Source organism: Saccharopolyspora oryzae (assembly GCF_027853915.1).
Taxonomy (GTDB): domain Bacteria; phylum Actinomycetota; class Actinomycetes; order Mycobacteriales; family Pseudonocardiaceae; genus Saccharopolyspora; species Saccharopolyspora oryzae.
In genome coordinates, this window is the sequence record NZ_JAQGLA010000085.1 from 1 (window position 1) to 12,691 (window position 12,691).

Here is a 12,691-nt window from a genome sequence, read left to right on the forward strand (position 1 = left end):
CCCCGCCACCCCTCGATCCGGACGTCACATCGACGCGAGCGAGATGATCATGATCAGGAGCATCAGGACGCACACGCCGATCGAGCCGAAGAAGATGCCGTAGGCGATGCCCAGGCCGGGCGGGTCCTGCGGGGTCGGGCCGATCGCGCCGTTGCTGAACGGGAACGCGGGGGCCTTGTAGTAGACCTCCTGCTGCTGGCCGACGTTCAGCGGGATCACCGCGGTCGCGTGGCCCAGCTTCCACAGGTAGTTGACGTGCACCTGGATCTGGTGCTGGCCGGGCGGCAGGTCGATGGGGTTCATGCCCCACTTCAGGATCGGACCGGGCTGGCCGTTGATGGTGACCTGCGGCTTGAACAGCATCAGCGCCCAGACGACCCAGTGGTGCGAGCAGTCGATCAGCACGCGGGCCATGCCCGGAGGGGGCGGCGGCATCGGCGGCTGCATCTGGGCGGGCGGACCCGCCTGCGGGTAGCCCTGCGGCGCGCCCTGCTGGGGGTAGCCGCCCTGCTGCGGGTAGCCCTGCGGTGCCGCCGGCATCGGGCCGGACTGCGGGTAGGGCTGCTGCGCGGGCATCGGACCGGACTGCGGATAGCCCGGCTGCGGATACCCCTGCGGGGAGTACGGCTGCTGACCTGGCGGCTGGCCGTAGGGGTTGGTCATGGGTCTCCTCCTGGTCTGTGGTGGACCCCGCGTGGATGCCGGTCCAGCCGACATCCTCCCGCACCCGGGATTCCGGTTCGAAACCGACCGCTTTCCCGAGTTCTCCCCCTTCAGCAGCGGTTGTGCTGGGACGATGATCTACGCATACGCACTGCGGACGGGGGTCGATGGTGCACGACGACGATCACGCGGAATTCCGGGGCAAGCTCAACGCGTACGCGGCCGGGGTGCTGGACGACGTCGAGTGGCTCGTGATGCGCACGCACTTGGCGGAGTGCGATCTCTGCCGGGCCGAACTGGGGCGGCCGAAGATCCTGAACCGCGCTGCGCCGCAACGGATCTCGCCCGCGATGCAGCGGGCGAGCCGCCGCCCGGGCTGGTCGATCGTGCTCGGCGCCGCCGCAGTCGCGGGCCTGGTCGCCTTCGGCCTCGGATACGCGGTCGGCGTCGCCGGCTGAGAACGGGTTCCGCGGTCAGTCCAGCACCGCGGCGACGTCGCCTTCGGCGGGCGCGTCCGGCGCTGCGTCCTTCTCCGCTGAACCGGTCAGGCGCTGGGAGATCACCTGCGTGATGCCGTCGCCGCGCATGGTCACGCCGTAGAGCGCGTCGGCGATCTCCATGGTCGGCTTCTGGTGCGTGATGATGATCAGCTGCGAGGTGGTGCGCAGCTGGTCGAGCAGGGTGATCAGGCGGCGCAGGTTGGTGTCGTCCAGCGCCGCCTCGACCTCGTCCATCACGTAGAACGGCGAGGGGCGGGCGCGGAAGATCGACACCAGCATGGCCACCGCGGTCAGCGACTTCTCGCCACCGGACAGCAGCGACAGCCGCTTGACCTTCTTGCCCGGCGGCCGGGCCTCGACCTCGACGCCGGTGGTCAGCATGTCCTCGGAGTCGGTGAGCGTCAGGCGCCCGTCGCCGCCCGGGAACAGCACCTTGAACACCGTCTCGAACTCGCGCGCCACGTCCTCGAAGGCCGAGGAGAAGACCTCCAGGATCTTCTCGTCGACCTCCTTGACGACGCTGAGCAGGTCGCGGCGGCTGTCCTTGAGGTCTTCCAGCTGCGTGGACAGGAACTTGTAGCGCTCCTCCAGCGCAGCGAACTCCTCCAGCGCGAGCGGGTTCACCTTGCCCAGCAAGGAGAGGTCCTTCTCGGCGCGCTTGGCCCGGCGCTCCTGGGTTGCGCGGTCGAACGGCACCGGCGGCGGTGCGCTGACGTCCTCGCCGCGCTCCTTCGCCGCCTCGTACTCGGCGAGCTCGGCCGGGCCCGGCGGGATCGGCACGGTGGGCCCGTACTCGTCGACCAGGTCGTCCAGGCCGATCCCGAAGTCCTCGATGATCTTTGTTTCGAGCTGCTCGATCCGCAGCCGCTGCTCGGCGCGCACGACCTCGTCCCGGTGCACCGCGTCGGTCAGCTTCTCCAGCTCGCCGCTGAGCTCGCGCACCCGCGCGCGGATCGCGCCGAGCGCCTGCTCGTGCTCGCTCTGCTTCGCCTGCGCGACGTCCCGCTCCTCCGTCGCGGCGCGCAGCGACAGCGCGATGCGCTCGAGCGCGGTCTCGCACCCCGACACCACGGCCTGCGTCACGCGCGCTGCGCGTTCCCGCGCCTTGCGCGCCGCCTCCGCGCGAGCCCGCGCTTCGCGCTCGTGCCGCGCTGCACGGCGCAGCTGGTCCGCGCGCCCCTGCACGGCCCGCGCCCGTTCTTCGGCGGTGCGCTGGGTGAGGCGCGAGTCCATCTCCTGCTGGCGCACGGTGGTGAGCTCGGCGCTGAGCCGGTCGCGGTCGCCGGTGTCGGGCTCGGCCGCCTCGTCCTGCTCGGTCTTGACGATGCGCAGGCGCTCTTCGAGCTCGGCGAGCTTGACCAGGGATTGTTCGCGGGACTGCTCGACCTTCACGCGCTGGTCGCGAGCGCGGTCGACGTCGGCCGCCGCGGAACGGGCCGCGCGCTCCAGGCTGGAGAGCCGTTCGGTGCTGCGGGCGCGCTGGACCTTCGCATCGTTGATCTGCTCCTGGACCGCGCGGACCTCGGCGCGGCGGGATTCTTCTTCCGCCCGTGCACCTTCCAGCGCGGCCGAGTGCTGTTCGGCGCGGCGCTGCGCTGCGGCGAGTTCGCGCTCGGCTTCGTCGACCGCTGCCTGCACCTCGATGGCGCTCTGCCTGTTGTCGGAGCCGCCGATCGCCCAGTGCGCGCCGAGCACGTCGCCGTCCGCCGTCACCGCGCGGACTTCCGGGTGGCGCTGGACGACCTCGCCCGCCTCGGTCAGCGAATCGACCACGGCGACCTTGTCGAGCGCCCTGGTCACGGCCGCGCGGAGGCTGTCCGGGGCGCTGACCAGATCGGCGGCCCAGCGCGCGGAACCGGGCAGCTGCGGCCATCCGGACCGGTCGAGGTCCACGTCGGTGCCGATGAGCAGACCGGCCTGGCCGGCTTCGTCGCTGCGGAGCAGTTCCAGCGCGGTCACGGCGTCCGTCACCCCGCGCACCGCGACCGAGTCGGCCACCGCGCCGAGCGCCGCCGCCAACGCGGCTTCCGCGCCCGACTCCACGTTCAGCAGCGCGGCGACCGAACCGAGCAGGCCCGGAATGCGGTCACCGGCCGCCATGAGCGCGCCCGCACCGTCCTTGCGCTGCAAGCCCATCGACAAGGCCTCGACGCGCGCCTTCCACGAAGCGATCTCCCGCTCCGCCGCCCGCTCGGCCTTGACCAGCTCCTCGACCCGCGCCCGCGCGGCGTCGCGCGCTTCGGCGGCTGCTTCGCGGCGTTCTTGGAGGCCCGCGTCGTCGGAGTCGTAGCCGCCGCTCTCGTCCTGCGCGTCGGACAACGCCCGCTCGGCCTCTTCAGCGCGGCCGGTGGCTTCCTCCAGCGCGTCGGAGAGGCGCTCGATCTCGTCGGAGGTGTCGTTGACCTTGGTGCGCAGCGACTCGACCTGCCCGGCCAGCCGCGCCGCGCCCTCCCTGCGGTCCGCGATGGCCCGGACCGCGGCCAGGTGGGCCTGTTCGGCCTGCTTGAGCCCCGATTCCAGCTCGGAGCGGCGCTGGACGACCTCGTGCAGGGCTTCGCGGGCCTCTTCTAGCTGCTCGCGGAGCTCGATCTCCTGCTCGGCGGCTTCCTCGGCCTCGGCGTCGAGCTGGTCGGGGTCGCGGCCCGAGCGCTGCTCATCGGTCTGCGCGGTCAGGTGGCGGTACCGCTCCGCGGCCAGCCGCAGCGTGCCGTTCAACCGCTCTTCCAGCGCGGACAAGCGGTACCAGGTCTCCTGGGCGCGGTTGAGCCGCGGCGCGTCGGCGGCGACGTGCTCCTCGAGGGTCTTCTCCTCGGACTGCGCGAACTGCAGCGCCCGCTCCACCTCGGCGCGCTTGGCCCGGGCGGTTTCCTGGTCGGCCTCGTCGCGGGCCAAGTCGGCGCGCGCGGTGACCAGGTCGTCGGCGATCAGGCGCAGCCGGGCGTCGCGCAGATCGGCCTGCACGGTCTGGGCCTTGCGGGCGATCTCGGCCTGCTTGCCGAGCGGTTTGAGCTGGCGGCGCAGCTCACCGGTGAGGTCGGTCAAGCGGGTCAGGTTGGCCTGCATCGCGTCGAGCTTGCGGAGCGCCTTCTCCTTGCGCTTGCGGTGCTTGAGCACGCCCGCGGCCTCTTCGATGAGCCGGCGGTTCTCCTCCGGCTTGGCCTGCAGGATCGAGGCGAGCTGCCCCTGGCCGACGATGACGTGCATCTCGCGGCCGATGCCGGAGTCCGACAGCAGTTCCTGCACGTCCATCAAGCGGCACGAGTTGCCGTTGATCTCGTACTCGCTGGCCCCGTCGCGGAACATCCGGCGGGTGATGGAGACCTCGGTGTAGTCGATGGGCAGCGCGCCGTCGGCGTTGTCGATGGTCAGCGTGACCTCGGCGCGGCCCAGCGGGGCGCGGCCCGCGGTCCCGGCGAAGATGACGTCCTCCATCTTGCCGCCGCGCAGGTCCTTCGCGCCCTGCTCGCCCATCACCCAGCGCAGCGCGTCGAGCACGTTCGACTTGCCGGAGCCGTTCGGCCCGACGACGCAGGTGATGCCGGGTTCGAAGCGCAGCGTGGTGGCCGAGGCGAAGGACTTGAACCCCTTCAGCGTCAGGCTCTTCAGGTGCACGGCTGCGATCGACCTTCCCGTGAGTGGTCCCCCTGGTCACGTCCGGCCGAGCCTACCTCTGCTGCCTCCCCCGACCGCGCAGAACCGCTCGCAACACCCGAACCACCGCCGGCGGAGATCAACGCGGAGCCGGCACCGGCACCCGGTCACGTGTCGATTCCGCACGAAATCGGCACGCGGTCAGCGCTCGACGAAGCCCGTCAGGCCGCCCTTGGGGTCCGACCACTGCTCGGCGACGAAGTCGACGCGGCCCGGGGTCTCGTCGGAGCGCAGCGCCGCCAGGAGCTTCTCGCAGGCTTCGCGGGGGCCTTCGGCCACCACCTGGACGCGGCTCGCCGGCAGGTTCGTGGCGCTGCCGACCAGTCCCAGTTCGAGCGCGCGGGCCCGCGTCCACCAGCGAAAACCCACTCCCTGCACGTGTCCGTGCACCCATGCGGTCAGTCGCGCAGCTCCGGAATCCGTCACGCCCGGCATGATGCCGCACCACCCCCGCGCCTGCCCCGGCACGTCCACCGCCCCGGGGCTGGCCGGTATGATCCGCCCGATTCGGCGGAGGCCGGGTGTTTCGGGGCATCCGGTTCACGACCGCGCGAAGAGCCGATGAGTGGGGCACCGATGGACGACCCGGTGGAAGATCCGGACGCCAGACCGAAGCGGCTGGTGGTGCTGGCCGCGACGGGCTTCGTGGTGGCGACCGCGTTCGCGACGACGGCCGCGATGGTCGCCGGCACCCAGCAGCAGACCGGGGCCACCCCGGACTTCTCGCTGAAGCCGACCGCCACCTCCCGGCCGGCGACGACCACGTCGACCTCGTCGCTGCTGCCTCCCCCGCCGATCACCAGCGGGGAGACCTCGGAGGAGAGCACCACCAGCTCCGAGGAGACCAGCACCGCGCCGAGCTCCCCCAGCGACGTCGCGCCACCCCCGGGGCAAACGCCGACCGCGCCGCCGCCCGGCCCGGGACCGGACCCGACACCGGACCCGACGCCGACGTGGGATCCACCGACCACCACGCCGCCGACCACCACGCCGCCGAAGCCGACGACCACCCCGCCGACGACGACGCACACCACCGACTCGGAAGACCTGGACGAACCCGGATGACGCTGGCCGTGCACGCCTGCCGGTCCCTGTGCTCCTGGCACCGAACTCCCAAGCAGCTCAACGGTTTCCCGCTGCTGGCCTGCCGGGGTTGCGGCTCGCAGTGGATCCGCAGCGAACCGTGGACGCCGATCGACCACACCGGCCGGATCCCCGACGACGTCCGCGCCGAACTGCGCGAACGCTGACCGGTCACTCCGGATCGCCGACGACGACCAGGTCGGCACGAGCTCGGGTGGGCGCGATCAGGGCCGCGTTGGCCTCGTCGCTGCGCTGCACCCATTCCGCGGCTTCCGCCGGGGTCCGCCCGTGCTCGACGTGCCGCGCGATGAGCCGCTGCACGCGGACCTCGTCGTCCGGAGCGAGGAACCAGCACTCGTCCAGCAGTTCCCGGACCCCGGCCCAGGACGGGGTGTCCAGCAGCAGGTAGTTGCCTTCGGTGATGACCAGCGGAACGTCGGGCTCCACGGCGATCTCCGCAGCGTAGGACTCCTCGACCTCCCGGTGGAATTCCGGCGCGTACACCGTCTCCCCGCCATCCCTGATCCGCCGCAGCAACGACACGTACCCGGCGGCGTCGAAGGTGTCCGGAGCACCCTTCCTGTCGGCGAGCCCCAACCGCCGCAACTGCGCATTGGCCAGGTGGAACCCGTCCATCGGCACGACGACCGCGCAGTCGCCGAGCTCCGCCAGCACCCGCTCGGCGACGGTCCCCTTCCCGGCACCAGGAGCCCCGGCGATCCCCAGAACCCGACGCTGCCCGCTGCCGGCCAACGCCTTCGCCCGCGCCACCAGCTCCGCATATCCGACCAAGGAACGACCTCCCGTGAATCAGACCCCAGGCTACGGGCGGGGGAGAACGCTCCTGCTCAGTCGTCCCAGACCTCGGTGAGGAGTTCTCGGGTGTACTCGGCGATCCGGGCGTTGTCCGCCGGGGCGATCGTGCTCCAGCGGCGGCCGTCGCCGCTGGGGCGGACCACGTGGAGGTAGCGGCCCTGGTCGGTGTCGTGGAAGGCCACCACCCGGTTCGCCCGTTCCGGGCGGCCCCGGTTCGGGCTGGCCTCCACGCCGAACTGGCCCCGGATCCCCATCCCGTTCGCCATGTGGGCCACGTCCGCCGCGTCGTCCGGGGGGATGCCCAGGGCGCGCAGTTCGTCGGTGAACTCCAGCGGGTTGTTCGGGCCCGCGTAGTCGCTGGCCTTGCGGAGGACGTCGTTGGGCAGGCTCACCGCCCGGCCCGGGCCCGGGGGCATGTCGCCCGCCACCGACACCGCCGCTTCGGCCAGCGAGCCGCCCCGGATCGGGGTCAGCTCCACCACGTCGGCGTCGACGATGGTCAGCAGTCCCGCCGCGCCGTTCGCCGAGGCCAGGGCCCGGATCGAGCGGTCGGCCCAGATCCGCACGTCGACGCTGCGCTGCGGGCGGTCGAGGAGGCCGAGCAGGTCGGCGAAGTCGACGTCCAGCCGGTCGCGGGACGGTTCGGCGAGGCGCTTGCCGCGCAACGACGCCCACACGTCGGCCACCAGCTCGGCGCGTTCGGCGTAGGTCGCCCCGGGACTGGGCACGTCCAGCACGATGTGGCGGTGCTCGGTGAGCTTCTCCACCTCGCAGACCACGTCGAATTCCAAAGTGGACAGGACGATCGGATCGGCTTCGGCTCCAGGGCGCACGTCAGTCCTGCTTCTTCGGCTCGTTCTCGGCGGGCGGGTCCTCGTCGTCGCCGGCCTCGCCCAGCACCGGCGGCGCGACCAGCCGCTCGTCGTCGAAGTGGGTTTCCTCGGCGACGTAGCGGTTCTCGTGCTCGGCGTCCTCGCTGCGCTTCTCACCGCGGGTCGCGGCCGGCCCCATCATCGAACCCGCGACCGGACGGCTGCCCGGGGTCTTGCCCGCGGACTTCCCGGCCACGGTGTCACCCGGACCGCCGCCGACGACCGACGCCCCGCCGCGGGCCACGGACTTCCCGTCGCCACCAGCGGGAGGCGGCGCGCCGCGACCTCCGAGCATCTTGCTCGCGCCGTACGCGCCGATGCCCACGACCGCCGCACCACCGGCCGCGATCCCGAGGATCGTCCCGGCGCCGATGCCGCCGCTGTCGCCGGTCGCCTCCGGGGTCCCGTCCGCTTCACCGCCCGTGTCGATCTCGCCCTTGTGCCTCTCACCGCTGCGATCGCCGCGCCCGGGCGGAGTCACACCGGGACGTCCCTCGCCAGTGCGGCCGTCGCCCGCCCGCCCCTGACCGGGCTGGGCGTCACCGCCGCCGATGCTGCCGACGATCGCACCGGGCACGCCCGTGCCGGGCGAGTAACCCACCCCCGGCGAACCCACCCCGGACTGCGGCGAACCGCCGAAGGTGCCCGCCGAAACGGCCCCAGCACCGAATCCCGCGCCGGCCATGCCGACCGGCGACGCCGACTGCGTGGTCACGGTCGCGGGCGGCGCCTCCGGCAGCGGCTGGTAGGTGTCCGCCTGGCTCACCGAGGTGTCGCGGTAGGACGCCAGCGCGGCCTGCGCGGCCTTCTTGTTGGCGTCGATCTGCTTGGCTTCCTGGTCGTAGTCGCTCTCGTAGCCGAAAGCGCCACCGGCCCACTCCGCGACGTTCTCCGACTGCTTGTGCCGCAGCTCGTCGGTGTTCGGCAAGGTGTGGCGGGCCGATTCGTACCCCCGGCCCTGCTCGTCGACGCTCTGCGCGGAGGCCCGCAGCGGGTCCGGGGCGTCGGACATGAACACCGCCTGCCGCTGGGTCGCGGCGGCGGCGAGGCTGCCCGCGTTGCCCTCCCAGGCGATCTGGAGCTTGCCGAGCTCGCGGCGCAGGGTGTCGTCCAGTTCGACGACGACCTTCACGCACTCGTCCAGCGCCCGCACCGCGGACTGCATCGACTCGGTGCCGATCCCCTGCTTGACCTTCGTGATCCACTCCTGGAGCTGGGGGATGTCCAGCCCCTCGAACCGGATGTCGCGGATCGGATCGATGCTCGTCACAACGTCCCCCTAGCCCTTGGCCTGCAAGGTCGTCACAGCCGCCCCAGCGGCCTGCTGCGCCTTCTCGCACATCTGCTCGTTGTTGAGCTCGCTGCCCCCGCTGAGCAGGCTGAGCGACGCCCAGAGCGTCTGCCCGTCAGCGGCGTCGACGAACACGTCGCAGCCGAGCCGCTCAGCACCGGCGATCTGGCTGCGCACCGCGCCGAAACCGTTGACGTCGACGGTCTTCCGCGATCCGTCGGCGCTGTTGACCTTCGCCAGGAAGGGTTCGATGCCCTGCGGCACGACGCGCAGCGAAATGCCCGTGCTCGCACCGGTTCCGTCGCTCAGGTAGCCGCAACCGTTGTAGTTGTTGCCGTTCTTCTGCACCGGGGCGGGACGCGCGACGTGCAGCTGCGACATCTGCTGCCCGGTCAGCCAGGTGCAGATCTCCGCGTCCTGCGCACCGGCGACCGGGAGTTCGGCGGGGCGCTTCGGCATGCCCGATTCCGCGCTGGCGGGAGCCGGTTCACCGGTCGGTTCCGGATCCGGTCCGTTCACCGTGCAACCGGCCGCCAGCAGCGCAGCAGCGGTCAGGCCGAGCAGACCGCTCAGCCGGTGGACGCGCGACGAACCACTCACATCTGCCCCTGCTGGACGTTGAAGGACGCGACGATCTCCTCGTCGGTGTACCCGTACTGCTTGGCCGCTTCTTCCAGCTGGCGCCCCAGGTCGATGACGTTGTCCACGTACTGCTGCAGCCGCGCGTAGTGGGAGTCCTGGTTGCCCACCAGATTCGCCGTCCACACCGCCGCGGACGTGGCGCTGACCTCGTCCTCGCCAGGCGCGGACACGACCAGGCTCGGCATCAGGTCGCGGAGCTTCTGCTGCGCCTCTTCCGCCGCCGCGAGAATGACCTTGCGGACTTCCAGGACGTTGTCCTTGTTGACGGTGAGGGTTTGGCCTCCACCTGGAGACGGCGGCGGTGGCGGGGCTGGCGTCGTCATCGCGGGAAAACCCCCAGTCAACGGCTGCTGATCACCAGGTCGTCCGCCGACCCTAGCAGCGGCGTTCAGCACCCGTCAGCAACTCGGGAGAACTTCACGCGAACCCAACAACCCCATGCGCGATCGCGAATGCGACGACCGCCGAATCGCGGAATCCGACAAACCTCCCGGCCGGACAACTGCGCAGGTCCGGAACGGTGCAACACCCCTTCCGGACGGGCCGATCGCGCATTAGTTGGTTGCCGGAAGAAAACGAGTTCCGCGAATCAGATCGGCGCCGAGGAATCACTCGGGAATCAACTCGACGACCACCGGAACCAGAGCTGCCGGAATGAGAGCAACTTCATGCGCATCGCCCCGCATTACCGCCGAAGGGAGCAATACGCGCGGTGATTCAACCGACACGGGGAGCAAGTTCGAGACGGCCCGGACCGATGAGTCCACTTGGTACAGTCCGTCCCCGTTTCGTCTGAATTCGTCCGCGTTGGGGAGGCGTGGGATCGATGACGCTTGCACACGTGCGCCCGGGAACCGGGTTTCCGCGCTCCGCCGGGGTTTTACGCCTCAGCGGAGTCCTGTTCGATCCGCCGGATCCGGCCGAGGAGCTGATCGGCGCGCTGGAGTCGTTCCGCGCCGACCGGACCTCGATCGAGCAGCTGGCCGAAGTCATCCGCGGCACCGGGTTCGTCACCCCGGTGTCCGATGAGGACGGTGGAGTCGCGCTGATCGCCGCCCGCGCCGGAGAGCTGTCCTGGCTGGGGGCCTTCACCTCGCTGCCCCGGATGGCCGAGTTCTACCGCGAATCCGGACGAGGTTCCGACACCGTGCGCTACGCGGAGGTGACCGGGGCGGAGCTGCTCGAGCAGTGCCTGCCCGCCCTGCCCAGGGGCACCGGTCTGGTGATCGACGCCGGGTCCGGGCACAGCACCGCGCTGGGCCCGGTGGCCGGGCTGGTACCTGACGAGATCGCGCTCACCGAAGGCGGTAGTTGATGGGGCACAACGGTTTTCGCGTCGACCTCGGCGCGCTGGCGGACGCCGAGGAGGGCATCCGCGGTGCGGTGTCCGAGATCGGCGGCATGGCGGGCTGGGGCAACGAAGCGATGGGCAAGCAGGGCATGGGCCTGAAGGGGTACGCGCTGAACTCCTCCAGCCTGCTCGGCAACGACCTGCTCGGCGCGGCGCTGATCCAGTTCGGCCAGTCCTGGGAGTGGGGCATCCGCTACCTCGTCGAGGACGGGCAGGCTGCAGTGGACGCACTTGGCGAGGCACGCGCCTCCTACCAGCAGATGGACGGGCAAGCCGTGCAGGAACTGCTCCGGGGGGCCGGCGCCTGATGGTCAGCAACCAGAGCACGTTCGACCAGGACGTCGCGTCGGTCGGCAACGAGCTGAACAAGATCGGCCAGATCACCGGGATCGGCCCGCAGGACGTGATCCCCGGTGACCTCCCCACCGTCAACGAGGTCGGCGAGCACCTGATCAAGCTCGGGGCCGGGTTCGAACGAGCAGGTCAGGGCATCAAGTCGATCGACTCCGGCGGCTGGACCGGGCAAGCCGGTGACGCCTTCCGGGCCAACTTCCTGGACAAGGCGCCGGGCGAATGGCTCAAGGCGGCCGACGCCATCTCCGAGGCGGGCCAGGCCATCCTGGAGTACCAGCAGGTCCTGGCCACCGAGAAACCGCGCGCGCAGCGGGCGAAGGAAGAGCTGGACCGCTCGATCGAGATCTCGGAAGCGGCGGCCGCCAAGCACAACGCTGCCGTCGAGGCCTACAACGCCGGTGGTTCGGGCCCGCAGCCCAGCGCGTTCGTGGATCCCGGCGCGGAAGCACGAGCACGCGCGCAGCAGGAGATCGCCGCGGCCAAAGCGGCGGTGCAGGCGGCCGGCGAACGCGCGGCGAAAGTGGTGATGGCCGCCGCCGAGGGCGCCCCGGCCGCCCCCGGCCCGCTGGCGCAGCTCGGAGCGAACGTCGTCGACACCGTCCAGGCCTTCGGCGACACCGCGTACGAGATCGGCGCCGGTGCGGTCGAAGGCGTGGTCGGCATCGGCACCGGCCTCTTCGGCCTGGGCAAGGCCTTCGTCTACAGCCAGCCCGCCATGCAGGTCATCGACCCGGAAGGCGTCGCGGAGTTCAACAAGGCCGCTTCGACGACCCTGCAGTCGGTGGTCGAGAACCCGTGGCAGGCCGCCAAGGCGATGGTCAACGTGGACGGCTGGAGGGAGAACCCGGCCCGCGCCCTCGGCTCGATGGTCCCCGACGTGGCGGCCAGCATCACCGGTGGCGGGGCGGCCGCCACGGTCGCGACCAGGACCGCCAAAGCCGCTGACAACGTCGCCGACGTGGCCGACGCCGCGGGCGACATCGCCCGCACGACCGACCGCCTCGGCGACGCGGCCCGCCACGCCCCGGACAACACACCGCCCTGGGCCGACCTCGACTCCGTCCCACCGCCGCGGACGCCGGAAACCCCGTCCACCCCGCAACCCTGGGACGGCCACGAATTCGGCCCCAAGGGCTCGGACCCGCTCCCCGACCCGGAACCCCCGCAAGGCCCGGCACCAGAACCCCGCAGCCGGGAACTGCCGGACTGGTTCCACGACGAAACCCCGGAGAGCTGGCTCGACGACGGCAAGGGCGCCCCGGAGCCCATGCCGGAACCCGTGCCGGAGCCCTCACCTCCGCACCCGCCCGCGCCGTACGAGCCACCGGGCCCGGCGACTGCACAAGTGGACGATGCCTGGCGAGGCCATCTGGATGAGCCGAACATCCAGAACGAACGCAGGGCGATCGAGGACCTTCAGCGGAAGTACGGCCCACAAGGGGGTAATGGCCTGTGAACCAGAACGTCT

Annotated in this window: 14 protein-coding genes; 6 read left to right on the top strand and 8 right to left on the bottom strand. The window is 71.3% G+C overall.

The window, feature by feature from the left end:
* Nucleotides 1-24: 24 nt before the first annotated feature.
* The gene (locus OU415_RS31745) at nt 25-663 is read right to left on the bottom strand and encodes a hypothetical protein (RefSeq protein ID WP_270953172.1); all 639 of its coding nucleotides are present in this window, start codon (nt 661-663) and stop codon (nt 25-27) included.
* Nucleotides 664-830: 167 nt separating this feature from the next.
* Here OU415_RS31745 and OU415_RS31750 point away from each other — a divergent pair, with 167 nt between their 5' ends.
* Nucleotides 831-1,121 carry a cupin domain-containing protein gene (locus OU415_RS31750; RefSeq protein WP_270953173.1) on the top strand — a complete coding sequence of 97 codons (291 nt, stop codon included), beginning with the start codon at nt 831-833 and terminating at the stop codon, nt 1,119-1,121.
* Between the two features lie 15 nt (nt 1,122-1,136).
* Here the strand turns inward: OU415_RS31750 and smc are convergent, their stop codons facing one another.
* Nucleotides 1,137-4,775, bottom strand: a complete 3,639-nt coding sequence (gene smc / locus OU415_RS31755; protein WP_270953174.1) for a chromosome segregation protein SMC — start codon at nt 4,773-4,775, stop codon at nt 1,137-1,139.
* A 180-nt stretch (nt 4,776-4,955) separates the two neighbouring features.
* Nucleotides 4,956-5,249 carry an acylphosphatase gene (locus OU415_RS31760; protein WP_270953175.1) on the bottom strand — a complete coding sequence of 98 codons (294 nt, stop codon included), beginning with the start codon at nt 5,247-5,249 and terminating at the stop codon, nt 4,956-4,958.
* Nucleotides 5,250-5,375: 126 nt separating this feature from the next.
* Between OU415_RS31760 and OU415_RS31765 the strand changes: the two genes are divergently transcribed.
* Nucleotides 5,376-5,879: a hypothetical protein gene (locus tag OU415_RS31765; protein WP_270953176.1), complete on the top strand. Its 504-nt coding sequence runs from the start codon at nt 5,376-5,378 to the stop codon at nt 5,877-5,879.
* A complete protein-coding gene (locus OU415_RS31770) occupies nt 5,876-6,064 on the top strand; it encodes a hypothetical protein (RefSeq protein WP_270953177.1) in 189 nt (62 codons plus the stop codon). The genes OU415_RS31765 and OU415_RS31770 overlap by 4 nt, the downstream gene beginning before the upstream one ends.
* 4 nt (nt 6,065-6,068) lie before the next feature.
* Here the strand turns inward: OU415_RS31770 and OU415_RS31775 are convergent, their stop codons facing one another.
* From OU415_RS31775 to OU415_RS31795, 5 genes are read right to left on the bottom strand one after another with little or no spacing between them, the layout of a single operon-like run.
* On the bottom strand, nt 6,069-6,689 hold the full coding sequence (locus OU415_RS31775; protein ID WP_270953179.1) for a nucleoside/nucleotide kinase family protein: 621 nt from the start codon (nt 6,687-6,689) through the stop codon (nt 6,069-6,071).
* 56 nt (nt 6,690-6,745) lie between these two features.
* Nucleotides 6,746-7,546, bottom strand: a complete 801-nt coding sequence (locus tag OU415_RS31780; RefSeq protein ID WP_270953180.1) for an ESX secretion-associated protein EspG — start codon at nt 7,544-7,546, stop codon at nt 6,746-6,748.
* A 1-nt stretch (nt 7,547) separates the two neighbouring features.
* Complete coding sequence (locus OU415_RS31785; RefSeq protein ID WP_270953181.1) at nt 7,548-8,855, bottom strand: hypothetical protein; 1,308 nt, start codon at nt 8,853-8,855, stop codon at nt 7,548-7,550.
* A 9-nt stretch (nt 8,856-8,864) separates the two neighbouring features.
* On the bottom strand, nt 8,865-9,476 hold the full coding sequence (locus OU415_RS31790; protein ID WP_270953182.1) for a DUF3558 domain-containing protein: 612 nt from the start codon (nt 9,474-9,476) through the stop codon (nt 8,865-8,867).
* A complete protein-coding gene (locus OU415_RS31795) occupies nt 9,473-9,841 on the bottom strand; it encodes a hypothetical protein (RefSeq protein WP_270953183.1) in 369 nt (122 codons plus the stop codon). Before OU415_RS31795 ends, OU415_RS31790 begins: the two co-directional genes overlap by 4 nt.
* 503 nt (nt 9,842-10,344) lie before the next feature.
* Between OU415_RS31795 and OU415_RS31800 the strand changes: the two genes are divergently transcribed.
* The 3 genes from OU415_RS31800 to OU415_RS31810 are packed head-to-tail and all read left to right on the top strand — an operon-like array spanning nt 10,345 to nt 12,679.
* Nucleotides 10,345-10,833 carry an SseB family protein gene (locus OU415_RS31800; protein ID WP_270953184.1) on the top strand — a complete coding sequence of 163 codons (489 nt, stop codon included), beginning with the start codon at nt 10,345-10,347 and terminating at the stop codon, nt 10,831-10,833.
* Nucleotides 10,833-11,177, top strand: coding sequence for a hypothetical protein (locus OU415_RS31805; protein ID WP_270953185.1), 345 nt, complete (start codon nt 10,833-10,835; stop codon nt 11,175-11,177). The genes OU415_RS31800 and OU415_RS31805 overlap by 1 nt, the downstream gene beginning before the upstream one ends.
* A complete protein-coding gene (locus OU415_RS31810) occupies nt 11,177-12,679 on the top strand; it encodes a putative T7SS-secreted protein (protein WP_270953186.1) in 1,503 nt (500 codons plus the stop codon). Before OU415_RS31805 ends, OU415_RS31810 begins: the two co-directional genes overlap by 1 nt.
* Nucleotides 12,680-12,691: the final 12 nt, after the last annotated feature.